Annotated in this window: 23 protein-coding genes and 2 tRNA genes; 11 read left to right on the top strand and 14 right to left on the bottom strand. The window is 71.6% G+C overall.

Annotated elements, in window-relative coordinates; genetic code table 11:
- The first annotated feature begins 4 nt into the window (after positions 1–4).
- From ACT80S_RS12465 to galK, 5 genes are all read left to right on the top strand, one after another.
- Complete coding sequence (locus tag ACT80S_RS12465; RefSeq protein ID WP_377416184.1) at positions 5–874, top strand: isocitrate lyase/PEP mutase family protein; 870 nt, start codon at positions 5–7, stop codon at positions 872–874.
- Positions 875–927: 53 nt separating this feature from the next.
- Positions 928–2,337 carry a 3-isopropylmalate dehydratase large subunit gene (locus ACT80S_RS12460; RefSeq protein ID WP_377416182.1) on the top strand — a complete coding sequence of 470 codons (1,410 nt, stop codon included), beginning with the start codon at positions 928–930 and terminating at the stop codon, positions 2,335–2,337.
- Positions 2,337–2,948 carry a 3-isopropylmalate dehydratase small subunit gene (gene leuD, locus ACT80S_RS12455; RefSeq protein WP_377416180.1) on the top strand — a complete coding sequence of 204 codons (612 nt, stop codon included), beginning with the start codon at positions 2,337–2,339 and terminating at the stop codon, positions 2,946–2,948. Before ACT80S_RS12460 ends, leuD begins: the two co-directional genes overlap by 1 nt.
- 117 nt (positions 2,949–3,065) lie before the next feature.
- Positions 3,066–4,127, top strand: a complete 1,062-nt coding sequence (locus ACT80S_RS12450) for a UDP-glucose--hexose-1-phosphate uridylyltransferase (protein ID WP_377416178.1) — start codon at positions 3,066–3,068, stop codon at positions 4,125–4,127.
- A complete protein-coding gene (galK, locus tag ACT80S_RS12445) occupies positions 4,124–5,275 on the top strand; it encodes a galactokinase (RefSeq protein ID WP_377416176.1) in 1,152 nt (383 codons plus the stop codon). The genes ACT80S_RS12450 and galK overlap by 4 nt, the downstream gene beginning before the upstream one ends.
- 65 nt (positions 5,276–5,340) lie before the next feature.
- Here galK and ACT80S_RS12440 read toward each other — a convergent pair.
- From ACT80S_RS12440 to ACT80S_RS12430, 3 genes are all read right to left on the bottom strand, one after another.
- Positions 5,341–5,417: transfer RNA gene (locus ACT80S_RS12440), tRNA-Val, on the bottom strand.
- A 37-nt stretch (positions 5,418–5,454) separates the two neighbouring features.
- The gene (locus tag ACT80S_RS12435) at positions 5,455–7,635 is read right to left on the bottom strand and encodes a RelA/SpoT family protein (RefSeq protein ID WP_377416174.1); all 2,181 of its coding nucleotides are present in this window, start codon (positions 7,633–7,635) and stop codon (positions 5,455–5,457) included.
- Complete coding sequence (locus ACT80S_RS12430) at positions 7,616–8,548, bottom strand: alpha/beta fold hydrolase (protein ID WP_377416172.1); 933 nt, start codon at positions 8,546–8,548, stop codon at positions 7,616–7,618. The genes ACT80S_RS12435 and ACT80S_RS12430 overlap by 20 nt, the downstream gene beginning before the upstream one ends.
- 86 nt (positions 8,549–8,634) lie before the next feature.
- On the opposite strand from ACT80S_RS12430, the gene ACT80S_RS12425 reads away from it, so the two are divergent.
- Positions 8,635–9,405, top strand: coding sequence for a 3-hydroxybutyrate dehydrogenase (locus ACT80S_RS12425; protein ID WP_377416170.1), 771 nt, complete (start codon positions 8,635–8,637; stop codon positions 9,403–9,405).
- 9 nt (positions 9,406–9,414) lie between these two features.
- Here the strand turns inward: ACT80S_RS12425 and ACT80S_RS12420 are convergent, their stop codons facing one another.
- Positions 9,415–10,209 (bottom strand): metallophosphoesterase family protein, encoded by a 795-nt coding sequence (locus ACT80S_RS12420; protein WP_377416168.1) that lies wholly within the window; start codon positions 10,207–10,209, stop codon positions 9,415–9,417.
- Positions 10,210–10,216: 7 nt separating this feature from the next.
- Positions 10,217–11,152: a diacylglycerol/lipid kinase family protein gene (locus tag ACT80S_RS12415; protein WP_377416166.1), complete on the bottom strand. Its 936-nt coding sequence runs from the start codon at positions 11,150–11,152 to the stop codon at positions 10,217–10,219.
- 135 nt (positions 11,153–11,287) lie between these two features.
- Here ACT80S_RS12415 and ompR point away from each other — a divergent pair, with 135 nt between their 5' ends.
- Complete coding sequence (ompR, locus tag ACT80S_RS12410; RefSeq protein WP_377416164.1) at positions 11,288–12,019, top strand: osmolarity response regulator transcription factor OmpR; 732 nt, start codon at positions 11,288–11,290, stop codon at positions 12,017–12,019.
- Positions 12,020–12,032: 13 nt separating this feature from the next.
- Entirely contained in the window at positions 12,033–13,460 is a 1,428-nt protein-coding gene (locus tag ACT80S_RS12405; protein ID WP_377416162.1) for a sensor histidine kinase, read from the top strand.
- Between the two features lie 58 nt (positions 13,461–13,518).
- Here ACT80S_RS12405 and rpoS read toward each other — a convergent pair whose 3' ends face one another.
- The 4 genes from rpoS to surE are packed head-to-tail and all read right to left on the bottom strand — an operon-like array spanning position 13,519 to position 17,000.
- Complete coding sequence (rpoS, locus tag ACT80S_RS12400; protein WP_377416160.1) at positions 13,519–14,502, bottom strand: RNA polymerase sigma factor RpoS; 984 nt, start codon at positions 14,500–14,502, stop codon at positions 13,519–13,521.
- A 5-nt stretch (positions 14,503–14,507) separates the two neighbouring features.
- Entirely contained in the window at positions 14,508–15,410 is a 903-nt protein-coding gene (locus ACT80S_RS12395) for a peptidoglycan DD-metalloendopeptidase family protein (protein WP_377416158.1), read from the bottom strand.
- Positions 15,411–15,425: 15 nt separating this feature from the next.
- Entirely contained in the window at positions 15,426–16,223 is a 798-nt protein-coding gene (locus tag ACT80S_RS12390) for a protein-L-isoaspartate(D-aspartate) O-methyltransferase (RefSeq protein ID WP_377416156.1), read from the bottom strand.
- 12 nt (positions 16,224–16,235) lie between these two features.
- Positions 16,236–17,000: a 5'/3'-nucleotidase SurE gene (gene surE, locus ACT80S_RS12385; protein ID WP_377416154.1), complete on the bottom strand. Its 765-nt coding sequence runs from the start codon at positions 16,998–17,000 to the stop codon at positions 16,236–16,238.
- Between the two features lie 81 nt (positions 17,001–17,081).
- On the opposite strand from surE, the gene ACT80S_RS12380 reads away from it, so the two are divergent.
- The 3 genes from ACT80S_RS12380 to ACT80S_RS12370 all read left to right on the top strand — a co-directional run bounded on the left by ACT80S_RS12380 (position 17,082) and on the right by ACT80S_RS12370 (position 18,753).
- Positions 17,082–17,157, top strand: a tRNA-His gene (locus ACT80S_RS12380).
- A gap of 92 nt (positions 17,158–17,249) precedes the next feature.
- Positions 17,250–17,720, top strand: coding sequence for a DUF3237 domain-containing protein (locus ACT80S_RS12375; RefSeq protein WP_377416152.1), 471 nt, complete (start codon positions 17,250–17,252; stop codon positions 17,718–17,720).
- 40 nt (positions 17,721–17,760) lie between these two features.
- Positions 17,761–18,753, top strand: coding sequence for a Bug family tripartite tricarboxylate transporter substrate binding protein (locus ACT80S_RS12370; RefSeq protein WP_377416150.1), 993 nt, complete (start codon positions 17,761–17,763; stop codon positions 18,751–18,753).
- A gap of 69 nt (positions 18,754–18,822) precedes the next feature.
- Here ACT80S_RS12370 and ACT80S_RS12365 read toward each other — a convergent pair whose 3' ends face one another.
- The 5 genes from ACT80S_RS12365 to fliG all read right to left on the bottom strand — a co-directional run bounded on the left by ACT80S_RS12365 (position 18,823) and on the right by fliG (position 24,813).
- Positions 18,823–20,739, bottom strand: a complete 1,917-nt coding sequence (locus tag ACT80S_RS12365; RefSeq protein ID WP_377416148.1) for a SurA N-terminal domain-containing protein — start codon at positions 20,737–20,739, stop codon at positions 18,823–18,825.
- A 92-nt stretch (positions 20,740–20,831) separates the two neighbouring features.
- The gene (locus ACT80S_RS12360; RefSeq protein ID WP_377416146.1) at positions 20,832–21,281 is read right to left on the bottom strand and encodes a flagellar FliJ family protein; all 450 of its coding nucleotides are present in this window, start codon (positions 21,279–21,281) and stop codon (positions 20,832–20,834) included.
- A gap of 68 nt (positions 21,282–21,349) precedes the next feature.
- Complete coding sequence (locus ACT80S_RS12355; protein ID WP_377416144.1) at positions 21,350–22,675, bottom strand: FliI/YscN family ATPase; 1,326 nt, start codon at positions 22,673–22,675, stop codon at positions 21,350–21,352.
- Between the two features lie 10 nt (positions 22,676–22,685).
- Positions 22,686–23,729, bottom strand: coding sequence for a FliH/SctL family protein (locus ACT80S_RS12350; protein ID WP_377416330.1), 1,044 nt, complete (start codon positions 23,727–23,729; stop codon positions 22,686–22,688).
- A 1-nt stretch (position 23,730) separates the two neighbouring features.
- The gene (gene fliG, locus ACT80S_RS12345) at positions 23,731–24,813 is read right to left on the bottom strand and encodes a flagellar motor switch protein FliG (protein ID WP_377416142.1); all 1,083 of its coding nucleotides are present in this window, start codon (positions 24,811–24,813) and stop codon (positions 23,731–23,733) included.
- Positions 24,814–24,828: the final 15 nt, after the last annotated feature.

Here is a 24,828-nt window from a genome sequence, read left to right as displayed (position 1 = left end):
ACCCATGGCCAATGCACTGAACAAGCGCCTGCGCGAGATCCTCCAGCCGGGCGCGGGCCTGATGATGGCGGGCGCAGGCAACGCGCTCACCGCCCGCTTCATCGAGGCGGCCGGCTTCCCCACGATGATGGTGAGCGGCGCCGCGGTGGCGAACACTTTCCTGGGCATTCCCGACATCGGCCTGGTGTCGGTGACCGAGCTGGCCGCGCATGTGGCCGCGATCCGCGAGGTGACGAGCATCCCGATCCTCGCTGACGCGGACACCGGCTTCGGCAACGCGCTGAACGCGCGCCGCACCGTCCAGCTGCTGGAGCGCGCGGGCGCCAACGCTATCATGATCGAGGACCAGACCTACCCCAAGCGCTGCGGCCACTTCGACGGCAAGGACGTGATCCCGAAGGCCGAGATGGTCGCCAAGCTGAAGGCGGCGGTCGACGCGCGGGTCGATGGCGACCTGATGATCCTCGCGCGCACCGACGCGCGTGGCGTGGAGGGCTTCGAGGCAGCGCTCGACCGCGCCCGCGCCTACCAGGAGGCGGGCGCCGACTTCCTGTTCATCGAGGCACCGCTCAATCGCGAGGAACTGCTCGCCATCCCGCAGGCGGTGCCCGGCATCCACCTGTGCAACATGGTGATCGGGGGCAAGACACCGCTCGTGCCGCGCGAGGAGCTGGCCCAGGCCGGCTACGCCGCGATCTGCTACGCCAACGCGGCGCTGCAGGCCTCGATGCTGGCGATGCAGGACGTGCTGGGCAGCCTCAACGCCAAGGGCTCGATCGAGGGCGTGGAGGACCGGCTGATGATGTTCGCCGACCGGCAGAAGGTGCTGGATGCGGCGACGTTCAAGGCGCTGGAACAGCGGTACGTGGTATGAGCGCCGCGCCGGGCCGTCCCGAGCCGGCGCACGCCCCCACGGGGGCCGCTGCGATGCGCACCGCACGCACCTTCCTCGACAAGGTGTGGGCCGACCACATGATCTGCGCCCTGGACGATGGCATGGAGCTGCTGCAGGTGGACCGGCTCGTGCTGCACGAGCTGTCCGGCAGCCAGGTGGTGACGGCACTGGCGAAGTCGGGCCGCGAACCGGCGAACCGGCATCAGGTCTACACGATCATCGAGCACCTGATCTCCACCTACCCCGGCCGCGGGCCCACCGACTCGCCGTCGAAGAGCGGCGCGGTGATGATCGAGGCCACGCGCAAGGCGTCGCGTGACTGGGGCTTCCACTTCATCGACTTCGATGACGCGCGCCAGGGCATCGCCCACGTGGTCGCCCCCGAGCGCGCCATCGCCTTCCCGGGCGCCACCCTGGTGTGCTGCGACAGCCACACCAGCACGGTAGGCGGCGTGGGGGCGCTGGCCTGGGGCATCGGCGCCAGCGAAGCCGAGCATGTGCTCGCCACGCAGGCGCTGGCCCAGGCCAAGCCGAAGGCGATGCGGGTCAACTTCAACGGCCGGCTGCCCGAGGGCGTGACAGCCAAGGACATGGTCCTGGCGCTGATCGGCCAGGTCGGCGCCCAGGCCGGCATCGGCTACGCGGTGGAATACGCGGGCGAGGCCGTGCGCAACCTGCCGGTCGAAGGCCGCATGACCCTGTGCAACATGGCGATCGAGTTCTCCGCCAAGTACGCATTCGTGCCGCCGGACGAGGCGACGCTCGACTACCTCAAGGGGCGTGAGTACGCGCCCCGGGGCGCCGACTGGGACCGCGCCGCGGCCTACTGGCGCACCCTGCCCAGCGACCCCGGCGCCGTCTTCGACTGGGAGGTCGACGTCGACTGCAGCCAGCTGCGCCCGCAGGTCACCTGGGGCACGAGCCCGCAGCAGGTGGTGGCCATCGACGGCCTCATCCCCCGGCCGCAGGACACCGGCGACGAGGAGGCGCAGCAGCTCGCACGCAAGGCCCTGGACTACATGCAGCTCACCCCGGGCATGCCGGTGCAGGGCATCGCCATCGAGGTCGCCTACATCGGCTCGTGCACCAACGCGCGCCTGTCCGACCTGCGCGCCGCCGCCGCGGTGCTCCGGGGCCGCAAGGTGAAGGCCGGCGTGCAGGCCATCTGCGTGCCGGGCTCCACCCCGGTGAAGCACGCGGCCGAGGCCGAGGGCCTGGACCGCATCTTCAAGGACGCGGGGTTCGAGTGGCACGAGTCGGGCTGCGGCTTCTGCAGTGACATCGGCGAGGGCCGCTTCGCCGGGCTTCGGGTGATCAGCACCACCAACCGCAATTTCGAGGGCCGGCAGGGGCCGAAGACGCGCACCCACCTCGCCAGCCCGGCGACGGTGGCCGCCTCCGCCATCGCCGGCTGCATCGCCGCCCCCGGGGAGATCGCCTGATGGAAGCCCTGCAAAGCGTCACGGGCATCGCCGCGCCGCTGATGCGCATCAACATCGACACCGACCAGATCATCCCCACGCTGTTCCTGGGCGGGACCGATGCGAAAGGCTACGGCGAGCACCTGTTCCACCACCTGCGCTACCGGCCGGATGGATCGCCCGATCCCGGCTTCATCCTCAATCGCCGGCCCTACGACCAGGCGCAGGTGCTGCTCGCGGACCGCAACTTCGGCTGCGGCTCCTCGCGCGAGCGCGCGCCCAAGGCGCTGCGCGAGTTCGGCTTCCGCGCCATCGTCGCGCCCTCCTTCGGCGGCATCTTCTTCAACAACTGCTGGCGCAACGGCATCGTGCCGGTCGAACTGCCGATCGAGCAGGTGCGCCACATCGCCCGGCTGGTCGAAGCGGCGCAGGGCGATGCCCCGGTGACGGTGGACCTCGAGGCGCAGCAGGTCGTGGCGCCCGATGGCTCGTCCTTCACGTTCAAGTCACCGGGGCAACTGCGGAACATGCTGCTGGCGGGCGTGGACGAGATCCAGCTGACGCTGGACCGGGGAGCTCAGATCGCGGCCTACCGCCTGCAGGACCAGGCACGCCGGCCCTGGGCCTACTGACCCTGTGATGGCGGAACCCGGGGGCGCCGCCGACGCCCCTGCGGAAACGGCCTACATCGCGCGCCTGGCAAAGGTGGTGGCATGAGGGCGTTCGATGAGCCCCCACGGATACGACGCATGACCGCCGCCTTCGATGCCGCCGAGCATTCGCACCGCCGCCGCAACCCGCTGACCGGCCAGTGGGTGCTGGTCTCCCCGCACCGCGCGAAGCGGCCGTGGCAGGGCCGGCAGGAGGAGGCTGCGCACGAGCGCCTGCCCGCCTACGACCCCGCCTGCCACCTGTGCGCCGGCAATGTGCGGGTGAACGGCGAGCGCAACCCCGGCTACACCGGCACCTTCGTGTTCACCAACGACCATGCGGCGTTGATGCCGCAGGTGCCCGCACCCGCCGCCGCGGCCGGCGACGCCCTGTTCACCCTGCAGCCCGCCCGCGGCACCAGCCGCGTCATCTGCTTCTCGCCGGACCACGGCCGCACCCTGCCCGAACTGTCGCTGCCCGCGATCGGCCAGGTGGTGGACACCTGGTGCGGGCAGTCGGCCGACCTGGGCCGTGACTACCGCTGGGTGCAGGTCTTCGAGAACAAGGGCGAGATCATGGGCTGCTCCCAGCCCCACCCGCATGGCCAGGTCTGGGCCTGCGACTTCATGCCCAACGAGGCCGCCGCCGAGGACCGCGAGCAGCGCGCGTACCACGCCGCCCACGGCACGCCGATGCTGCTGGACGCGGCCCGCCGCGAGGCCGGGGCCGGTGAGCGCCTGGTCTTGCAGACCGCGCACTGGCTGGCGATCGTGCCCTTCTGGGCGACCTGGCCCTTCGAGGTGCTGCTGCTGCCGCGGTTCCCGGTGCAGCGCCTGCCCCAGCTCACGCCGGCGCAGCGCGCCGACCTGGCCCTGGCGGTCCAGCGCCTCACCACCCGCTACGACAACCTGTTCAACACCTCCTTCCCCTACTCCATGGGCTGGCACGGCGCGCCCTTCGATGCCCGCGACCCCACACCCTGGCAGTTGCACGCGCACTTCTACCCGCCGCTGCTGCGGTCGGCGACGGTGCGCAAGTTCATGGTCGGCTTCGAGATGCTGGCCGAGGCGCAGCGGGACCTGACGCCGGAGCAGGCGGCCCGGCGGCTGCGTGAATTGCCGGAGGTCCATTACCGAGCCGGGGCCGGAGGCGCGCGATGAGCGAAACCGTGCAGCGTGCCATCGAGGCCTTCACCCAGGCCTTCGGCGACGGACCGACGCTGCGGGTGCGCGCGCCGGGCCGCGTCAACCTGATCGGCGAGCACACCGACTACAACGACGGCTTCGTCCTGCCCTGCGCGATCGACTACCAGACCGTGGTCGCCGCCACGGCCCGCGACGACGGCCGCGTGCGCGTGGTCGCCGCGGACTACGCCGGTGCGCAGGACGATTTCCGAGCCGAGGCGCCGGTGCCGCACCGGCCCGGGCTGCCGTGGACCGAGTACGTGCGCGGCTGCGTCGACGTGCTGCTGGCGCGCGGCTGCGCCCTGCCCGGCTCGGACCTGGCCATCGCCGGCAACGTGCCGCAGGGCGCGGGCCTGTCGTCCTCGGCCTCGCTGGAAGTGGCGGTGATCGAGGCCCTCAACCGCCTGCACGGCCTGGGCCTCTCGCCCACCGAGGTGGCCCTGCTGGCGCAGCGCGCCGAGAACGGGTTCGTGGGCTGCAACTGCGGGATCATGGACCAACTGATCTCGGCCCGCGGCGAGAACGGCCACGCCCTGCTGATCGACTGCCGCTCACTGGACGCGCAGGCCGTGCCGCTGCCCGCCGGCCTGGCGGTCATGATCGTGCACTCCCGGGTGGCCCGCGGCCTGGTCGACAGCGCCTACAACGAGCGCCGCATCCAGTGCGAGGCGGCGGCTCGCCACTACGGCGTACGCGCCCTGCGCGACCTCGACGAGGCCGCCCTCGCCCGCGGCGCCGCCGGCCTCGACGCGGTGGCCCTGCGCCGGGCCCGCCACGTGGTCACGGAGAACCGCCGCACGCAGGAGGCCGCGGCGGCCCTGGCCGCCGGCGACCTGCCGGCGCTCGGCCGGCTGATGGCCGAGTCCCATGCCTCGATGCGCGACGACTTCGAGATCACCGTGCCGGCGATCGACCGCCTGGTCGACCTCGCACAGGCGGCGATCGGCGACCCGGGCGGCGCGCGCATGACCGGGGGCGGCTTCGGCGGCTGCGTGGTGGCCCTGCTGCCCCACGAGCGGGTGGATGCGGTGCGCGCGGCCATCGCCGCGGGGTACCGGGCGCCCGGCGGCGAGCCGGCCACGGTCTGGGTCTGCCAGGCGCGCGGCGGAGCGGGCCTGGCCTGATGAGGGACGCGCAAAACAAAAAGGGCTTGGCAGATCTGCCAAGCCCTTGAATGTTCCAGAGTATCTGGTAGGCGCGATTGGATTCGAACCAACGACCCCCACCATGTCAAGGTGGTGCTCTAACCAACTGAGCTACGCGCCTTCGTTTGTTCGAAGCATCTATTGTAGCAGGGTTTTCCTCACCTTCTGCGGGCCGAGCGAACACCGCCGACTTCGCGCACCAGGCCCAGCACTTTCCCGAGCCGGTTCGAGTCGGAAACCTCCACCGTGAAGGTCATGAAGGCCGAGCCCTTGACCGACTGCGTCTGCACGCCGATCACGTTCATCTTCTCCTTGGCGAAGACTTCGGAGATGTCGCGCAGCAGGCCCTGCCGGTCGCCGGCCTCGACCGAGACATCCACCGGGTAGACCGCGGCGCCGTCCGCCTTCGGCCGGCCCCACGCCACCTCGATCACCCGCTCGGGGCTGCGCGAGGCCATCTCGCGGAAGTTGCTGCAGTCCTCGCGGTGGATGCTCACGCCCTTGCCGCGCGTGACGAAGCCGCGGATCTCGTCCGGCGGCGCGGGCTTGCAGCAGCGCGCCATCTGGGTCATGAGCGAGTCGATGCCCACCACCAGCACCCCGCCCTTGGGGGACGGCGTGGCGACGCGCTGCTTCTTCAGCAGGAACTCGTCCTGCGGCACCGGCGCCTCCGGCGGGTTCAGCAGGGTCTCGATGGTGCGCAGGGAGAATTCGTCCTTGCCCACCACCGCAAACAGGTCGTCCGCCGACTTGAACCCCAGCTGCGAGGCCAGGTCCTCCAGCTTGACCGCGGTGCGGCCCTCGCGCTGCAGCAGCTTTTCCACCAGCTCGCGCCCGCGCGCGATGGTCTCGTGCTTGTGCTGCTCGTTGAACCAGGCACGCGCCTTGGCCCGCGCCCGGTTGCTGGCGAGGAAGCCCAGCTCGGGGTTGAGCCAGTCACGCGACGGCCCGCCGTCCTTGACCGTGACGATCTCCACCGTCTGGCCGTTCTTCAGGGGCGTGTTCAGCGGCACCATCACGCCGTCGATGCGCGCGCCGCGGCAGCGGTGGCCCAGGCTGGTGTGGACGGTGTAGGCGAAGTCCACCGGCGTGGAGCCGGCGGTCAATTCGACCACGTTGGCCTGGGGCGTCAGGACGTAGATGCGGTCCTCGAACAGGCCCGCGCCGGCTCCGGCCAGGTCGCGCTCCCACGCGAGCAGCTGGCGCAGCACCGCGATCTTGGCGTCGTACTCGCCGCTGGCCGACACGCCCGAGTAGCCTTTGGTCCCCGCCTCCTTGTAGGCCCAGTGCGCCGCCACGCCGTGCTCGGCGTGGTCGTGCATGGCCTGGGTGCGGATCTGGATCTCGATCGGCTTGCCCGTGCCATCGCGCACCACGGTGTGCAGCGACTGGTAGCCGTTCGGCTTGGGCCGGGCGATGTAGTCGTCGAACTCGCTCTGGATCGCCTCGAAGCGCTGGTGCACCCAGGACAGCGCGGCGTAGCACTCGCGCGTGTCGCGCACGATCACGCGCAGGGCGCGCACGTCGAACACGCGGTCGAAGTCCAGCGACTTGCCCCGCATCTTCTTGACGATGCTGTAGATATGCTTGGGCCGGCCCGCCACGTGGGCGTGCAGCCCCTGCGCGTGCAGCTCGGACTCGAGGCCGGCGCGCAGGCGCTCCATGTAGGCCTCGCGCTCGGCGCGCTTTTCCTCGAGCAGCTTCGCCACCTGCTTGTAGGTGTCGGGCTCAAGGAAGCGGAAGGCCAGGTCCTCCAGCTCCCATTTGAGCTGCCAGATGCCCAGTCGGTTGGCCAGCGGCGCGAACACCTCCAGCGACTCGCGCGCGAGCGCCGGCGCCACCGGGGTGCGCGAGGCGGCATGCCAGCGCAGGGTCTGCATGCGCGAGGCCAGGCGCAGCATCACCACGCGCAGGTCGCGCGAGAACGCCAGCAGCATCTTGCGCACGTTCTCGGCCTGGGCGTGGGCCGCATGCTGCGCCCTCGCCTGGCGCTGCACCGCCACCAGCTGCGTGGTCTCGACGGCGAGCGCCGCGTAGCTCTCGCCGAAGGCCTTGGCGATGGCCTCGTGCGGCTTGGCCAGGTGCGGGCAGGCATAGACCAGGTAGGCCGCGGCCTGCATGGCCTCGGAGCCGCCCATGCGCTTGAGGATGGCAGCGACCGCGTCGGCATGGGCCAGCGTGTTCTCGCCGGTGTCCAGCGTCTCGTGGGCGATCAGGGGTTCGGCGAAGGCCCGCGCGCGGGCCAGGGCCTGGGCCTGCTGGGGCAGGCTCTGTTCTGCAGCGGCCACCAGCTCCGGCGCGGCCAGGCCGTCGCCGGCGTCAGCCGTCCGGGTTTTCATCGGGCACAGCTCCTCCCAGCAGGAACGAGGCCACCGCCTCCACCTGCTGCAGCGTGACGAGCGTCGGGGCATGGCCGACGCCTTGGAATTCGATCAGGCGGGCCCGCGGCCCGCGCTCGGTCATGGCCCGCGCCGTCGCCGGCGTGAGCAGGTCCGAGTCGGCGCCCCGCAGCAGCAGCGTGCGGGCGCGGATGCGGTCATAGGCCTGCCACAGCAGGGCCTCGCCCTCGCGGCCCGAGGCCTCGGTGGCGGCGCGCACGTTCTCGCCGATGGCCGGGTCGTAGTGCAGGCGCCAGCCGCCCCCGGGCAGCGGGCGCAGCATGGGCTCGGTGAGGGCGCGCCACTCGGCGGGCGTGTGCGGGCCGAAGCCGGAGGCGACGCGCCACAGCGCCTCGCAGGCCTCCTCCACGGAGGCGAACGTCGGCGCGCGGCCCACGTACTGCTGCATGCGCTGGATGGCGGCCCACTCGACGGCGGGGCCGATGTCATTGAGCACCAGCCGGTGCAGCGGCGCCGGCAGCGGCAGGTCGGGGGTGCCGAACAGGCCCATTCCGATCAGCCCCCCCATGCTGGTGCCCACCCAGTCCAGGGTGGCGATGGGCGCCTGGGCCTGCAGGCGGGCCAGCAGCGCGAGCATGTCGCCGACGTAGACCGGCACCTGGTAGTGGGCCGGGTCGGCCAGCCAGTCGCTCTCGCCGCGGCCGGCCACGTCGGGGCAGACCACGCGCAGCGGCGTCGGGGAGCGCTCGACCAGGGCCTGGGCCAGCACGTCGAAGTCGCGGCCCTGGCGCGTGAGGCCATGCACGCACACCACCAGGTGCGGCGCATCAGCCCGGCCCCAGGACCAGTACGCCATCCGGTGGGGACCCGCCGGGCCGGCGCAGGGAACGTGGTTCAGGAGGGGGCTGGGCATGGTAGGCAAGGAAATTGCGATACTGCGGGTCGCTGGCCGCAGCGCGGCCTTGCATCATCGTAATGGATCGGACGGAGAAGTTTCCCATGCTCAAAGGCAAGACGGCGCTCGTGACGGGCTCCACCAGCGGGATCGGCCTCGGCATCGCCAAGGCACTGGCCCGGCAAGGCGCGAACATCGTGCTCAATGGCTTCGGCGACAACGCGGCGCCCCAGGCGGAGATCCGCGCGCTGGGCGTGGAGGTGGCCTTCCACGGCGCCGACATGAGCAAGCCGGCCGAGATCGAGGCGATGATGAGGTTCGCCGCCGAACGCTTCGGCCGCGTCGACATCCTCGTGAACAACGCCGGCATCCAGCATGTGGCGCCGGTGCACGAATTCCCGGTGGAGAAGTGGGACGCGATCATCGCGATCAACCTCTCCAGCGCCTTCCACGCCTCGCGCCTGGCCCTGCCCGCCATGCGCGCCGCCAACTGGGGCCGCATCATCAACGTGGCCTCGGTCCACGGCCTGGTGGCCTCGGCGGACAAGTCGGCCTACGTGGCGGCCAAGCATGGCGTCGTCGGCCTGACCAAGGTCACCGCGCTGGAGAACGCCACCACCGGCGTGACCTGCAACGCGATCTGCCCCGGCTGGGTGCTCACGCCCCTGGTGCAGAAGCAGGTGGACGACCGCGCCAAGGCCAACGGCTGGAGCAACGAGGAATCGGTTCGCCGCCTGCTCGGCGAGAAGGAGCCCTCGATGCAGTTCACCACGCCCGAGGAACTGGGCGAGCTGGCCGTGTTCTTCTGCTCGCCCGCCGGCAACAACGTGCGCGGCGTGGCCTGGAACATGGATGGCGGCTGGACGGCGCAGTAAGCCCCCGGCTCACGGCCCCAGCGCCAGCGGCCGGCGCTGGACCGTGACGAACGCGTCGGCGGCCAGGTCGTAGTCCAGCCGCTCGACCTCGCACCCGGCCGAACCCCAGGCCACCAGGTTCAGCGAGTGCCGGGTGTCGTGCCGCACCCGGCGGGACACCGCCGTGCCGGCCTGCACGCACCACAGGGGCCGCGACAGCGACCAGGGCGCGCCGCTCAAGTCCGCCACGTAAGGCAGGTGGATGTGGCCGCCCAGGAGCAGGTCCGCCCCCGCGCGGCTCCAGGCCGCGAGCGCGGCGTCGGCGCCGATCAGGAGGTTCTCCCGGTCCTGCGCCCGGACCACCGCCGCCGGGTGGTGTGTCACGACCACCCGGAGCACCCCGCGCCCGGCCTCCCGCAGCAGGCCGGCAACACGCGCCACCTGCGCGGCGCAGACCTCGCCGTCCTTGTGCCGCCACCAGCGGGTGGTGTTCACGCCGACCACGATCGCGCCCGGCAGCCGCAGCACCGGCTCCTCGTCGCCGAACGCCTGGCGGAAGCGCCCCAGGGGCCGCGCGACGCGCGAGGCCAGGTCGAACAGCGGAAGGTCATGGTTGCCCGGCAGGACCAGCCGCGGCGCCGGCCCGAGGCGCTCACAGAATGCCCGGGCGGCTGCGAACTGCGCGCGCGTCGCCCGCTGGGTGATGTCGCCGCTGAGGACCACCGCATCCGGCCGGCGGCCTGCCGCCAGCCGCACCACCGCCTCGACCACGGCGGGCTCCTCGGTGCCGAAGTGCGTGTCCGACAGGTGCAGCAGCAGGCCCATCGGCGCCTCACCCGACGGGGACCCGGTCCTGCTCGCAGGGGGCCATGAGGCGCAGCGGACGCGGCGCCACCTCAAAGCGCAGCGGTGGCACCAGGCGATCGATCTCGCCGTCAGCGGCCACCCGCGCACGCCGCAGGCCGCGCATGCCCACCGACAGGCTGCGGCAGGCAAAGTGCTCGACGTCCTGCGCATCGCCCAGCGTCCCGAAGGCACCGCGCAGCATCAGCGTGAACAGGGCCCAGCTGCCGATCGGCCTGGCCGCGACCCCGGCCAGCCAGCCCTCCCCCACCGGGCGCCGCGGGTCAGCGGGCAGTCCGAGGCGCTCGACCTGCAGCCGGTTGTTGACGACCACCAGGGTCGGCGTGCGCAGGTGGCGCGACTGGCCGTCGGCCTCGATCTCGAGGGTGAGCTGGTGCCGCCAGCGCACCAGCGTCGCCACGGCCGCCAGCGCCGCAACCCAGCGCCGCCGCCCGAAGCGGGACTTGAAGGCCTCGCGGTCCTGCAGCAGCTGCGGGTACAGCCCCAGGCTCGCGTTCACCAGGAACACGCGGCCGTTGACCAGCCCGATGTCCACCGGCCGCTCATGGGCGCGCAGCAGCGCGCGGGCCGCCGCCTGCGGATCCTGCGGGATGCCCTGCACCCGGGCGAAGTAGTTGAAGGTGCCGCAGGGAACGACGCCCAGCGGGCACCCGCGCTCCCAGGCCGCCTGGGCCACCGTCGCCACCGTGCCGTCCCCGCCGGCGGCGACCAGCACGTCCCCGGGACCGGCGCGCGCCGCCGCCGCCCGGCTCGCCGCGGCCAGCGCCCCGGCCGACGGCACGCTCACCACCTCGCACGCGCGCCCGGCCTGGGTGAACACCTGCCGGACACGATGCGCGACCGGCTGCTGCGCGCCGGTGGAGGCCCCGCTGCGGGGATTGGCGATCACGATGAAGGTGCCCATTCCGCCATCTTCGGGCCACGCCAACCTGTAGGGCAACTTTTGTAAAGTTATGTTAGAAGTAGCCTTAAAGGAATCATGGAATGCAACAAGCGGCCCAAAATCGACGCTGTTACAAGTAAACGTTGGACTGACCCCATGAATACCAATGCCGCCCGAACCGACAAGATCCTGGTGGTGGACGACGATGCGCGGATCCGTGACTTGCTGCGCCGCTACCTCACCCAGGAAGGCTTTGAAGTCATCCTTGCAGAAGACGGCAAGGCGCTGAACCGGCTGATGCTGCGGGAGACCGCGGACCTGATCGTGCTGGACCTGATGATGCCGGGCGAGGACGGCCTGTCGATCTGCCGGCGCCTGCGGGCAGCCAATGACCGTACCCCGATCATCATGCTCACCGCCAAGGGCGAGGACGTGGACCGCATCGTCGGCCTCGAGGTCGGCGCGGACGACTACCTGGGCAAGCCCTTCAACCCGCGCGAGCTGCTGGCGCGCGTGCATGCCGTGCTGCGCCGCCGCCCCGCGCAGGAGGCGCCCGGCGCCCCCTCCGCCGAGAACGAGGTGGTCAACTTCGGCCCCTTCTCCTTCGACCTCGGCGCCCGCACGCTGCGCAAGAACGGCGACGAGCTGCCCCTGACCACCGGCGAGTTCGCCATGCTCAAGGCCCTGGTGCGCCATCCGCGCCAGCCCCTGTCCCGAGAGAAGCTGGCCCAGCTCGCGCGCGGCCGCGAGTTCGAGCCCTTCGACCGCAGCCTGGACGTGCAGGTCTCGCGCCTGCGCAAGCTCGTCGAGGCCGACCCGGCGGCGCCGCGCTACATCCAGACCGTGTGGGGCGTGGGCTACGTGTTCGTGCCGGACGGTGCGGGCTGACGCGGACCGGCCCATGCAGCGCGCCCGCGCCATGGAAACGGTCACCAGCCCGGCCCCCCTGGACGCCTCGCCCGGGGAGGCGATGGCGCCGGGCCTGCCACGGGTGGGCCTGTCGCTGTTCTGGCGGACGTTCTTCCTGCTCTCGCTGCTGCTGATCGGCTCCATCATCGCCTGGCTGCAGACCTTCCGGGCCCTCGAGTTCACCCCGCGCGCGCTGCAGACCGCGCAGCAGATCGCCTCGCTGGTGAACCTGAGCCGCGCGGCGCTGGTGCACTCCGACGCCATCGCGCGCGTCTCCCTCATCAAGACCCTGGCCGACCAGGAGCGGGTGCAGATCCAGCCGCGCGAGCCGGGCGACCGGACTGCGCCGGTGGACGGCTCGGTCATGGACCAGGCCATCGTGCGCGAGCTGCTGACCCGCCTGGGGCCGGGCACCGAGCTGGCCTCCCGGGTCAACGGGGAGGCGGGGCTGTGGGTCGGCTTCCGCATCGAGAACGATGCCTACTGGCTGCGGCTGGACCGCGAGCGTTTCGCCAACGTGGGCGGGCGCACCTGGCTGATCTGGCTGGTCACGGCGGCCGGCCTGTCGCTCGCCGGCGCGGCGTTGATCGCCCGCCTGATCAACCGGCCGCTCAAGCAGCTGTCCTTCGCCGCGAGCCGCGTGCGCGACGGCGACTTCGACGCCTCGCGGCTGGACGAGCAGGTCGCCACCAGCGAGATCCGCGAGGTGAACATCGGCTTCAACCGCATGGCCCAGCAGCTCGCCAAGATCGAGCAGGACCGGGCCGTGATGCTCGCCGGCATCTCGCACGACCTGCGCACGCCCCTGGCGCGGCTGCGGCTGGAAACCGAAATGAGCGTGGCCGACCGCGACGCGCGCGACCACATGGCGGCCGACATCGACCAGCTCGACGCCATCATCGACAAGTTCCTCGACTACGCCCGGCCCGACCACACCGAGCTCAAGCCGGTGCGGCTCGCCGACGTGGTTCAGACCTGCCTCTACGCCTTGCAGGAGCAGGCCGACCTGCGGTTCAGGGTGGACATCCCGGGCCAGCTCGAGGTGCTGGCCGACGAGGTCGAACTCGCCCGGGTAATGGCCAACCTGCTGGAGAACGCCCGCCGCTACGGCAAGTCGGCGGACACGGGCGTGGCCGAGGTGGAGATCACGGCCCGCGGGCGCGGCGACTGGGTCCTGGTGAAGGTGCGGGACCACGGGCCCGGCGTCGCCCCCGAGGCCCTGCCCAACCTGATGAAGCCCTTCTTCCGCGGCGATGCCGCTCGCACCGAGGCCACCGGCGCCGGCCTGGGACTGGCCATCGTGGACAAGACGGTGCAGCGCATGGGCGGCGTCTTCGCGGTGGCCAACAGCAGCTCGGGCGGGTTCTCGGCCCACATCAAGCTGCAACGCCCGCACAGCCCGCCGGTCGCCGAGGGCTGACGGCCAAGAGCCAAGGCCCGGGACCTCGGGTGCGAGCCCGCGCCGGGGGCGCGGAGCCCTAGAACAGCGCGTGCTTGTCGATCCCGTGGCGCTGCATGTGGCGGCGCAGCTTGACCAGGGCCTCGTTCTGGATCTGCCGCACGCGCTCACGCGTCAGGCCCAGGCGGTCGCTGAGGACCTCCAGCGTCTCCGGGTCCCGGTCGTGCAGGCCGAAGCGGCCCTCGAGGATCTCCTGCTCGCGCTGCGACAGCGCATGGAGCCAGCGTTGCAGCAGGCGCTCGACCTCGTGGTCCTGGGTGATGCCGCTGGGGTCCATGGTGCCGTCGTCGGGCATGGCGTCGCCGAGGGTGCGGTCGTCGTCGGCGTGGTCCAGTGCAGCGTCGAGCGAGCGCGGGGTCTCGGCCAGCGAGAGCAGGTCGGCGACCTGCTGCACGTCACGCCCCAGGAGGGCGGCGATGTCCTCGACCCGCACCCCGTCCCGCTCACGGCCGGCGCGCGCCGCGAACTCCGGGTCGTTCTCCAGCGTGCGGCGCGCCCGCAGCACCTGCTGCAGCTCGCGCACCACGTGCACCGGCAGGCGGATCACGCGGCCCTGGTTCATGACGGCGCGCTCGACCGACTGCCGGATCCACCAGGTGGCATAGGTGGACAGCCGAAACCCGCGTTCGGGCTCGAACTTGTCGATGGCGTGCATGAGGCCGAGGTTGCCCTCCTCGATCAGGTCGGCCAGCGGGACGCCGCGGCCCAGGTAGGCCTTGGCGATGCTGACCACGAGCCGCAGGTTGTGCTCGATCATCGACTGGCGGGCCTCGAAATCGCCGGCGCGCGCCCGCATGGCGCACTCGAACTCCTCCTGCGCCGTGAACAGCTCGGTGCGGCGAATGTCACGCAGGTAGAGAGTGAGCGTGTCGGTGGACTCGCCCGCCAGTTCGGAGGGCGCCGGCAGCTCGCGCAGCACGCCGTCCTGCGGGTCGGGCGCCTGCTCCTGATCAGGCGACACCGGAACTGCTTGGGTCTTGCTGTTGCCGTTTCGCCTGTTCATCACCGCTACCTCGCTGGCAGGTACTTCGAAGGATCGACAGGCTTGCCCTGCCGGCGGATCTCGAAATGGAGCTTGACGCGGTCGGCGTCACTGTTGCCCATCTCGGCAATCTTCTGGCCCTTGCGCACCGCCTGGTCCTCCTTCACGAGGAGCGACTGGTTGTGGGCATAGGCCGTGAGGTAAGTGTTGTTGTGCTTCAGGATGATCAGGTTGCCATAGCCGCGCAGGCCGGAGCCGGCGTAGACCACGCGGCCGTCGGCCGCGGCGAGCACCGGGTCGCCGGCCTTGCCCGCGATGTCCAGGCCCTTGTTCTTGGCCTCGTCGAAGCCGGCGAGGACAGCGCCGCCGCCGGTGGGCCACGCCCAGGCGACGTCGTCGTCGGCCGAAGCGGCAGGCGCCGGGACGCTGTCGGCGCGCGCGGGCGCGGACGACGGCACGGCGGCCGGCGCCGAGGCGGCGGACGCGGGCTGCACCGGCTGCACGGCGACCTGGGCGGACTGCACGGGCCGCGTGACCACCTCCTGCGAGGCGGCGGCCACCGGCGGCACGATGCGCAGCACCTGGCCGACCTCGATCACATTGGGATTGGACAGGCTGTTCCAGCGGACGACGTCGCGCCAGTTCTGGCCGGCGTCGAGGGAGATGCGGATCAGGGTGTCGCCGGGGCGCACGGTGTAGTAACCGGGCTTGCCCGCGTTCTCGGCGCCGGGCGGCAGGCGAACCGGCTCGCCGGGGGCGGCGGCCGTGGCCGCGGGCATGGAAGCGGAGGTGGGCGACCTGTGGGCCATGGTGCCGCGGTCTTCGACCGGCGCGGGACGGCGCGACCCGGAGGCGCAGCCGGCCAGGAGGGCGGCGACGGACAGCAGGACGAGCGCGTGGAGACTTCCCCGCCTCAGCATCTGGGGCATGTGTTGTACTTTCCTCTAAGCGATGCCTGATTTTAGGGGGACAAAGTGAACTGCCTCAAGGACGCTTCGCTTCAACCCCGCAGCCGTCTTGTCGATCACCACCAGCGCCTGCTGCCCGCCCGGCATGACGCTGGGCGCGACCAGGCGCCCGCCCACGGCGAGCTGGTCGACCCACGCCTGCGGGATCGCCTCGCCGCCGGCGGCGGCGATGATGCCCGCATAGGGCGCACCCTTGGCGTAGCCCGCCATGCCGTCGCCGAACAGCAGGTGGATGTTCGGGATGCGCAGGGGCCGCAGGTTGTCGCGGGCCTTGTCATGCAGGCCGCGCAGCCGCTCGATGCTGTACACCTCGCGCGCCACGCAGGCCAGCACCGCGGCCTGGTAGCCGCAGCCGGTACCGATCTCGAGCACGCGCCCCAGCCGGCCAGAGTCCTCGCGCAATCCGCCCGCGAGCAGCAGCTCGATCATGCGGGCCACCACGTTCGGCTTGGAGATGGTCTGGCCCAGGCCGATCGGCAGGCTGGTGTCCTCGTAGGCCTGGTTGACCAGCGCGGTATCGACGAAGCGATGGCGCTCCACCTGGCCCATGGCCTCGAGCACCTGCGGGTCGGCGATGCCCTGGCCCGCGAGCTTGTGCACCATGCGCGCACGCACCGCTTGAGAGTCGAGGCCTAGGCCCTGGGGCGCGGCTCGGGGCGACACGGGCGCGGGCGCGGAGGCTGCGCCCGCCGGCTTCGCGGCGGCCGCCTTGGCCGCCTTGGCCGGCGTGCCCAGGTCGAGGCGAGCAGGAAAGCTGGGACGGCGCGCGGTCATCGTGCGGCCTGGTCAGCGTGCGGCGAAGCGTTGCGCGACGCCGCGCCACTCGCCCAGCGCGTCGTGGTCGGTGAGGTCCACCTGCAAAGGCGTGATCGACACGCGGCCCTGGGCCGTGGCGTGGAAGTCGGTGCCCTCGGCGCCGTCCTTGGCCGGGCCGGCCGCGCCGATCCAGTACATGGTCTCGCCGCGCGGGCTGGACTGCGCGATCACCTTCTCGGCGGCATGCCGGCGGCCAAGGCGGCAGACCTCCAAGGGACCCAGCGCCTCGTAGGGGCGGTTGGGAATGTTCACATTGAGCAGGAACGGCGCGGGCCGCCGCAGCAGCTGCTGCGCGATCACCTGCTGCACCAGCTCGCGCGCCACGCGGGCCGCGGCGTCGAGGTGGGCCCAGCCTTTCTCGACCTGCGAGAAGGCGATGGCGGGCACGCCGAACAGGTAGCCCTCCATGGCGGCGCCGACGGTGCCGGAGTAGATGGTGTCGTCGCCCATGTTGGCGCCGTTGTTGATGCCGCTGACGACCAGGTCGGGCGCGGTCTCGAGCAGGCCGGTGAGCGCGATGTGGACGCAGTCGGCCGGCGTGCCGTTCACGTACTGGAAGCCGTTGGCACCCTGGTGCACGTACAGCGGCTGGTGCAGCGTGAGGGCGTTGGACTTGGCGCTGTTGTTATGTTCGGGCGCGATGACCTGGACGTCGGCGAGGTCGCGCAGGGCCTCGTGCAGGGCGGCGATGCCAGGCGCCTGGTAGCCGTCGTCGTTGGAGATCAGGATTTTCATGGGCTTGCGAATGATTGTAGGGGCCGCTTCGCAGGCCGCCGCGAACCCGGCAAAAGGCGGGCTATAATCTCGTTTTCGACGGTGGCTGTAGCTCAGTTGGTAGAGTCCCAGATTGTGATTCTGGTCGTCGTGGGTTCGAGTCCCATCAGCCACCCCACCGGATTCCAAAGGCCACCCTCGCGGTGGCCTTTTCATTTTCCGGGCGCGTGGGACGGGAGCGGCCGGCAGATCGACTACGCTAGCGCCACCATGACATCCCCCCTCCCCACTCCCGAACTGCGGTTCTTCGCCGACCTGCGCGTGCAGGTCGACAAGCCCCAGGAAGTCGGCCATTCGGTGCGCGGCCTGCGCCGCGTCATCCCCATCCTCGGCGGCACCGTGACCACGGCCGACTGGAGCGGCCGCATCCTGCCCGGCGGCGCGGACTTCCAGTTGATCCTCAACGACCGCACCGCCGAACTCGACGCGCGCTACGTCATCGAGACCGACGGCGGCGACCGCATCTACGTCTACAACCAGGCCGTGCGCACCGCCGCCCCCGAGGTGATGGCGCGCCTGGTGCGCGGCGAGCCGGTGGACCCGGCCAGTGTCTACTTCCGCTGCATGCCCCGCTTCGAGGCGAGCGCGCCCTCGCTGGCCTGGCTGTCCGAGAATCTGTTCCTGGGCACCGGCGCACGCCTGCCGGACCGGGTGGACCTGCGCGTCTTCCACGTGGCCTGACCCCATTCCAACGCACCCATATCGACAACAAGGAGACCTGATGACTTCGACCCTTCGCCGCCGCCTCGCCCTGGGGCTGGGCCTGGCCACGCTGTCCGCCGCGAGCGCGCCCGCCCTGGCGCAGACCGCCGCCTACCCGAACCGCCCCGTGCGCCTGATCGTCGGCTTCCCGGCCGGCACCGGCCCGGACATCGTGGCCCGCATCCTCGCGCAGAAGCTGTCCGAGGCCTGGGGCGGCGTGGGCGTGGTCGTGGACAACAAGCCCGGCGCCGGCGGCCTGATCGCCGCCACCGAGGCCGCCCGCGCCACGCCCGACGGCTACACCCTGATGCTGGGCGAAACCGGCCAACTGAGCATCGCGCCCAGCACCTACAACAAGCTGCCCTACGACCCGGCCAAGGACTTCGCCCCGGTGAGCCAGGTCGTCAGCGCAGACTTCGTGCTGCTGGTGAACCCGCAGAAGGTCCCCTCGCGCAACGTCAAGGACTTCGTCGCCTGGACGCAGCAGCAGAAGGGCCTGTTCATGGCCACGTTCGGCGCCGGCACGCCGGGCCACTTCGGCGCCTTCATGTTCGGCGACGCGGTCAAGCTCAAGCCCGAGGCCGTCCACTACAAGACCACGGCCGACGCCATCGGCGGCCTCCTGAGCGGGGACACGCAGGCCGTGTTCGCCAGCCTGGGCCTGGCCGTGCCGAACGTGAAGGCCGGCAAGCTGCTGGCCCTGGGCACCACCGGCGCCAGCCGCACCGCGCTGCTGCCCGACGTGCCGACCATCAAGGAGCAGGGCTACCCCAACCTGGAGTTCAGCTCCTGGTTCGGCGTGGTGGCGCCGTCCAAGGTGCCGGCCGACATCCTGGCCAAGCTCAGCGCGGACATCCAGAAGGCGGTGAAGGCGCCCGACGGCAAGGCCAAGCTGGAAGACGCCGGCTTCAAGGTGACCGGCACCACCCGCGAGGAGTTCGCCCGCGTCATCGCGGCCGACACCGTGACCTGGGGCAAGGCCGTGGCGGCCACCGGCTTCAAGGCCGACTGAGCACCGCCCTCCCCGCCCCATGAAAAAGCCCCGCGACGCGGGGCTTTTTTCTCGGGGGCTGCAGCCGACTCACTTCGCCGGCGCGTCGCCCGGCTTGGCGGCCTTGATCTCCACCTTGAAGCGCTGCTTCAGGAGGTCGTAGTAGGCCAGCGTCTCGGCCTGCGCCCACCACTGGGTGTACTGGGCGCGCTCGGCCTTCGCGGTCTGCTCGGGCACCGCCTCGCGGGGGATGGACTTGTTCACGCGCACGACGGCATAGCCGGCGTCGCCCAGGTCCACGCCCACCAGCGCCGGCAGGGCCGCCGGGTCGGCGCGCAGGGCGGCATCGACCACCGCGCGGGGCTGGTTGCCGGGGTTGTCGCGCGAGACCAGCACCGCCGCCGGCAGGCTGGCGGAGGCCGGGGTGGCCTTCCAGGCAGCCAGCTGGTCGGCGCCGGCCTTGCGGGCCAGCTCGGTGCCGCGCGCCGCCTTGACGCGCTCGACCACGCGGGCCTTCACTTCCTCCAGCGGCAGGGTGCGCGCCGGCACGTGCTGCGCGACGCGGCCGGCGACCATCAGGCCCGGCGTGACTTCGACCGCCTCGGTGTTGCGCTTCTTCTCGATGCTGTCCGCGGAGAACAGCGCGCCCAGGAACTTGGGGTTGGCCAGCGGGCCGCTGGCGCCCGGCGCCGGCGTGCGGGTGATGCCATTGGCGGTGCGGACCTCGAGCTTGAACTTCTCGGCCACGCCCTTGAGGCTGTCGGACTGCTCGTAGACGGCGTTGCTGAAGCTGTCGGCCGTCTCGGCGAACTTGCGCTGGGCCTGCTGCTGGCGCACCTGAGCCTCCAGCGCCGGGCGGGCCTCCTCGAAGCTCTGGACCTTGGGCGCCTTGATGTCGGTCAGCCGGATGATGTGGTAGCCGAAGTCGCTCTCGACGACGCCGCTGGTCTCGCCCTTCTTCAGCGCGAAGGCCGCGTCCTCGAACGGCTTGACCATGGCGCCGCGGGCGAAGAAGTCGAGGTCGCCGCCCTTGGTGGCGGAGCCCGGGTCCTGCGAGTTCTTGCGGGCCAGTTCGGCGAAGGACTCGGGGTTCTTGCGCACGGCGGCGAGCAGGTCCTCGGCCTTCTTCTTCGCGGCGGCGCGGGCGTCGGCGCCGGCCTCCTTGCCGGCGGCGATCAGGATGTGGCTGGCGCGGCGCTCCTCCTTGCCGGCATTGGCGGCGAGGTTCTGCTCGTAGTAGGTCTTGAGGTCGGCCTCGTTGACCGTGACGCCCTTCTTCACCGATTCGATGTCCAGCACCAGGTATTCCACGTTGGCCTGCTCCGGGGCCTGGAACAGCTGGGGGTTGGCCTTGTAGAAGGCCTCGACCTCGGCCTCGGTGGGCACGACCTTGGCGGCGTAGGCGGCAGCGTCGAAGCGCAGGACCTGCGCCTCGCGCTTCTCGAACCAGGCGCCCAGGGCCAGGGCGGCGGCGGCCTCGCTGGCGATGCCCGTGCCGCCGACGCCCGCCAGCACCTGGCGGCGGGAGAGGTCGGCGCGCAGGGAGGCCTCGAAGCCCTCGGGCGTGAGGCCCTGCTGCGCGGCGAGCTGGCGGTAGCGGACCATGTCGATCTTGCCGTCCGGTCCGCGCAGCGAGGCGATGACCGGGTTGGCCTGCAGCTCGCGAGCCAGCGACTCGTCGCTGGTGACCAGGCGCGACTTCTGCGCCGCGGCGGAGATCACGCGGTCATGCACCACCCGCTCCAGGGTGGCGTAGCGGGCCTCGGGCGCATCGAGCAGCTTGGGGTCCAGCGCGGGCATCTGCTGGCGCACGCGGTCGGCCTCGGCCTTGTGCGCGGCGTCCCATTCGCCCTGGCGGATGTCGCTGCCGTCGACCTTGGCGACCGACTCGCCCTTGTCGCTCATGCGGGTGTAGCTTTCAACGCCGAACAGCACGAAGGACGGAAAGATCAGCAGGAACAGCACGAACTGCAGGATCTTGGTGTGCTTGCGGACGAAATCGAACATGGGATCGGGGCTCTCCGGGGGAAGCTCGGGATTATCCGGTTTTTTGCACGGCGCCCGGCGCCCGCGGCCCGGCGGCCCTCAGGGGCATGGCGTCAGGGGTGCTGCCATTGATAGCGCATCACCGCCATCTCGTCCTGCCGCTTCTGCTCGCGGCGCTCGCGCTCGGCGCGGGCCTGGGCCTGGAACTGGTCGCGCACCTTCTCGGCCTTCTCCAGCGCCTGGCGCGCGGCGGCGACCGACTGCCCGAGCTGGCGGCACTGCAGGTCGGCCTGGCGGCTGGCGCGCACCGCCTGGTCCAGCAGCTGCTGGAGCTGGGCGATGAACTGGCGCTCGTTGAGGCGGTCGGCCATGAGCTGGCCGGCCGCGGCACTGGCCTCCTGGCGGCGGCGGTACTCGATGACCATGGCGTGCACGCGCTGCTCGCTGGCCTTGAGCTGGTCGCGGCGCGCCTGGGCCTGGGCCAGCTGCTGCTGGCAGGCCTCCAGCGCGCGCCGGGCCTTGTCCACCAGCAGGCTCCAGGCATCGGTCTTGGGAGGGGTCATGGTCGGCTCCGGGAAGAAACGGGATCGGGCGCGGAATGAACGGGCATGACGGATTCGTCCACCGCGTCTCAGGCCGCGGCGAGGATCTGGCGCACGGCGTCCAGGCAGTCGCCGTAGGCCACGCCCTCGTGCATGTCCTGGCGCAGGTAGTGCTCCAGCGCCGGGCGCAGGCGGATCGCCAGGTCCAGCTCCGGGTTGCTGCCCGGCACGTACGCGCCGACCTGGATCAGGTCGCGGCTCTGCTGGTAGAGGGACCACATGCGGCGGAAGCGGTTGGCGAGCTTCAGGGCCTCCGGGTCGAGCAGGCTGGGCATGATCCGGGAGATCGAGCCGGTGAGGTCGATCGCCGGGTAGTGCGCGGCGTCGGCCAGTGCCCGCGAGAGCATGACCTGGCCGTCCAGCGAGGCGCGGGCCAGGTCCACGATCGGGTCGTGGGCGTCGTCGCCCTCGGCCAGCACGGTGTAGATGGCGGTGATGGAGCCCAGGCCGGCGCGGCCCACGCCGGCGCGCTCGATCAGGTTCGGCAGCAGCGCGAAGACCGAGGGCGGGTAGCCCTTGGAGGTGGGCGGCTCGCCCACCGCCAGGCCGATCTCGCGCTGGGCGTGGGCCACGCGGGTGAGGCTGTCCACCAGCATCAGCACGTTCTTGCCCTGGTCGCGGAAGTACTCGGCGATGGTGTGCGTCATCAGCGTGGCCTTCAGGCGCTGCACCGGCGAGACGTTGGCCGGCGCGGCGACGACCACCGCCTTGGCCAGGCCCTCGGCGCCCAGCGACTCCTCGATGAAGGCCTGGACCTCGCGCCCGCGCTCGCCGATCAGGCCGATGACGACGATGTCGGCGCGGGTGTGGCGGGTGATCTGCCCCAGCAGCGTGGACTTGCCCACGCCGGAGCCGGCGACCAGGCCCACGCGCTGGCCGCAGCCCAGCGTGAGCATGCCGTTGATGGCCTTGACGCCGACGTCCAGCACCTGGGTGATGGGCCCGCGCTCCATCGGGTTGACCGGCCGCCCCAGCAGCGAGAGCCGGGTGTCGCAGCGCGGCGCGGGCTTGCCGTCCAGGGGCTCGCCCCGGCCGTCGATGACGCGTCCCAGGAGCTCGTGCCCCAGGCAGACGCTGGCGCTGTGGTTGACCACGCGCACGCTGGCGCCCGGGCCGATGCCCTGGGGCTCGGTGAAGGGCATCAGGTAGAGGGTCTGGTCGTTGAAGCCGACGACCTCGGCCTCGACGCTGTGGCCCGAGGGGTCGGCGATCTCGCAGCACGCGCCCAGCGGCGCCATGATGCCGCGCGCCTCCAGGCGCATGCCGACCAGGCGCACCAGGGTGCCGGTCTTGCGCGGGTCGGGCACGCGCACCTGCGAGAGCAGGCGGTCGACCTCGGTGTCGAAGGCGATCATGGCCGGGCGCTCACTGCGGCGGCTCCCAGGCGTCGGGCGCGGCGGCGGGCCCGGCCGGGGGCGGCGCGGGCGGCATCGCCGGCAGCACGCCGCCGTCGCGGCCCTCCTCCAGGGTCACCGCGGTGGCATCCACCACGTCGCCCAGGCCGCGCGGGCGGCGCAGCGGCGCGGCCTCCACCGGCTCGGCGGGGAAGGACTCCCGCAGCAGCACCGACTCGCCGGCGCGCGGGCCGGGCCGCGTCAGCAGGGGCTGGGCGATGGCGTCGAGGCGGTGCTCGATCAGGTCCTCCAGCAGCGTGTCGTCCAGGCGCAGGCGCACGCTGCCACGGTACAGGGATGCGTCCGGCTGCAGCTTGACCTCCTGCAGGAACGGCGGCGCGGCGGCCTGCAGCATCTGCGCGTCGTCCGGGTGCAGCGAGACCACCACGCCGGCGGCCGGCTCGTCCAGCGCCGAGAGGCACTGGCGCACGACCTGGGTGATGGCCTCGGCCGACGTGCGCAGCTCGCCGCGCACCAGCTGCTCGGCGATGTGCAGGGCCAGCCGCCGCAGCGGCTCGAACCAGCGCTGCGGGTCCTCCTTGAGGGCGCGCATCTCGATGGCCAGGGCGCGCAGCACCTCCGACTCGCGGGCGCGGTCGGCCTCCATCGCGGCGCGGGCCTCGGCGCGGCCGGCTTCCAGGCCGCGCTCATAGGCGCGCTCCTCGGCGGCGGCGAGCTCCTCGGGGCTGATGCCCGCGGCGGCGGGCGCCCCGGGGGCGGCCTCGCCACGCTGCGGCGCCCTCGCCTCCCGGGCCTCGTCGCTGGCGCCCTCCGCGACGCCCTGCGGCGCCGGCTCGCGCTCGAACGCCTGGGGCGCTTCCTCCAGGCCGGGCGCGGGGCCCTGCTCCAGCGACAGCGCCGGGTCGATGCGTTCGGTCACGCGCCAGGGGCCGAAGCTGTCGGCCTTGACCTCGTCCCAGGCGGCGCGCAGGAAGCGCGGCGTCTCCTTGCGCCCCAGCAGCAGCGGGCTGGGCACCCAGGCGGCGGGCGCCGGGCGCGGCGGGAAGTGGCGCACGTCAGACAAAGTCGTCCCCGCGGCCGGCCAGCATCATCTCGCCCGCATCGGAAAGCTTGCGCGCGATGCGGATCACCTGCTTCTGCGCCTCCTCGACGTCGGCCATGCGCAGCGGGCCGCGGGCCTCCATCTCGTCGACGAACATGAGGCGCGCGCGGGCCGACATGTTGTCCAGGAACTTGTTCTTGACCGTGTCGGGCGCGCCCTTCAGGGCCACCATCAGCATGTCGGACTCGACCGCGCGCATCAGGGTCTGGATGCTGCGGTTGTCCACGCCCGAGAGGTTCTCGAACACGAACATGTTGTCCTGGATCTTGAGCTTGAGGTCCTCGTCGATCTGCGACAGGCCGCCCATGATGGAGGACTCCAGGTCCACCTTCACGAAGTTCATGATCTTGGCCGCCGCCTTGATGCCGCCGAAGCTGGAGGACTTGGCCGAGGAGTTGTTCGAGAACTGCTTCTTCATGATGGCCTCGAGCTCCTCCATCGCCGAGGGCTGCACGGTCTCGAGGCTGGCCACGCGCTGGATGATCTCGGGGCGCGACTCGCCGGGCAGGTAGCTCAGGACGTCGGCCGCCACGTCGTACTCCAGCACCGACAGGATGATGGCGATCACCTGCGGGTGTTCGCCCGAGATCATGTCGGCGATGGAGCGCGCGTCCATCCACTTGAGGATCTCCAGGCCCTTGCTGCCCTGCCCCGGCATGATGCGCGAGAGCACCGAGGCGGCCTTGTCGTCGCCCAGGGCGCGCTTGAGGACCTTCTCCACGTAGTCGCCGGTGCCCAGGCCCAGGCTGGTCTGCTTCTTCAGGGTGGCGATGAATTCGTCGAGCACCACGTTCACCGTCTCCTGCGAGAGGTCGGCCACCGACACCATCGCCGCGCCCAGGGCCTGGACCTCCTTGGGGTTCATGAACTTGATGATCTCCGCGGCCTGCTGCTCGCCGAGCAGCAGCATCAGCACCGCGGCGCGCTGGGTGCCCGAAAGCGAATCGAGTTCGGCCTTGACTTCCTCGGGCAGGAAGTCCGCGGCGTTGAGGGTGGCGTCGGCCTTGACCGCCGGCAGGGTGTTCGCTTCAGCCATGGGCTTGCTCCGTCT

This window comes from Ramlibacter sp. MAHUQ-53, from assembly GCF_052600055.1.
The sequence above is the reverse complement of the archived record's forward strand: the minus strand, read 5'-3'. Positions and strand labels throughout refer to the sequence as shown.

Coding starts and splice junctions, on each gene's coding strand:
- ACT80S_RS12430 (WP_377416172.1), bottom strand. CDS start 8,548: ATGCCCAGCCCCCTCCTGAACCACGTTCCCTGCGCCGGCCCGGCGGGT.
- ACT80S_RS12450 (WP_377416178.1), top strand. CDS start 3,066: ATGACCGCCGCCTTCGATGCCGCCGAGCATTCGCACCGCCGCCGCAAC.
- fliG (WP_377416142.1), bottom strand. CDS start 24,813: ATGGCTGAAGCGAACACCCTGCCGGCGGTCAAGGCCGACGCCACCCTC.
- ACT80S_RS12395 (WP_377416158.1), bottom strand. CDS start 15,410: ATGCCCCAGATGCTGAGGCGGGGAAGTCTCCACGCGCTCGTCCTGCTG.
- galK (WP_377416176.1), top strand. CDS start 4,124: ATGAGCGAAACCGTGCAGCGTGCCATCGAGGCCTTCACCCAGGCCTTC.
- leuD (WP_377416180.1), top strand. CDS start 2,337: ATGGAAGCCCTGCAAAGCGTCACGGGCATCGCCGCGCCGCTGATGCGC.
- ACT80S_RS12435 (WP_377416174.1), bottom strand. CDS start 7,635: ATGAAAACCCGGACGGCTGACGCCGGCGACGGCCTGGCCGCGCCGGAG.
- ACT80S_RS12465 (WP_377416184.1), top strand. CDS start 5: ATGGCCAATGCACTGAACAAGCGCCTGCGCGAGATCCTCCAGCCGGGC.
- ACT80S_RS12355 (WP_377416144.1), bottom strand. CDS start 22,675: ATGATCGCCTTCGACACCGAGGTCGACCGCCTGCTCTCGCAGGTGCGC.
- ACT80S_RS12370 (WP_377416150.1), top strand. CDS start 17,761: ATGACTTCGACCCTTCGCCGCCGCCTCGCCCTGGGGCTGGGCCTGGCC.
- ACT80S_RS12415 (WP_377416166.1), bottom strand. CDS start 11,152: ATGGGCACCTTCATCGTGATCGCCAATCCCCGCAGCGGGGCCTCCACC.
- ACT80S_RS12425 (WP_377416170.1), top strand. CDS start 8,635: ATGCTCAAAGGCAAGACGGCGCTCGTGACGGGCTCCACCAGCGGGATC.
- ACT80S_RS12390 (WP_377416156.1), bottom strand. CDS start 16,223: ATGACCGCGCGCCGTCCCAGCTTTCCTGCTCGCCTCGACCTGGGCACG.
- surE (WP_377416154.1), bottom strand. CDS start 17,000: ATGAAAATCCTGATCTCCAACGACGACGGCTACCAGGCGCCTGGCATC.
- ompR (WP_377416164.1), top strand. CDS start 11,288: ATGAATACCAATGCCGCCCGAACCGACAAGATCCTGGTGGTGGACGAC.
- ACT80S_RS12365 (WP_377416148.1), bottom strand. CDS start 20,739: ATGTTCGATTTCGTCCGCAAGCACACCAAGATCCTGCAGTTCGTGCTG.
- rpoS (WP_377416160.1), bottom strand. CDS start 14,502: ATGAACAGGCGAAACGGCAACAGCAAGACCCAAGCAGTTCCGGTGTCG.
- ACT80S_RS12420 (WP_377416168.1), bottom strand. CDS start 10,209: ATGGGCCTGCTGCTGCACCTGTCGGACACGCACTTCGGCACCGAGGAG.
- ACT80S_RS12405 (WP_377416162.1), top strand. CDS start 12,033: ATGCAGCGCGCCCGCGCCATGGAAACGGTCACCAGCCCGGCCCCCCTG.
- ACT80S_RS12360 (WP_377416146.1), bottom strand. CDS start 21,281: ATGACCCCTCCCAAGACCGATGCCTGGAGCCTGCTGGTGGACAAGGCC.
- ACT80S_RS12460 (WP_377416182.1), top strand. CDS start 928: ATGCGCACCGCACGCACCTTCCTCGACAAGGTGTGGGCCGACCACATG.
- ACT80S_RS12375 (WP_377416152.1), top strand. CDS start 17,250: ATGACATCCCCCCTCCCCACTCCCGAACTGCGGTTCTTCGCCGACCTG.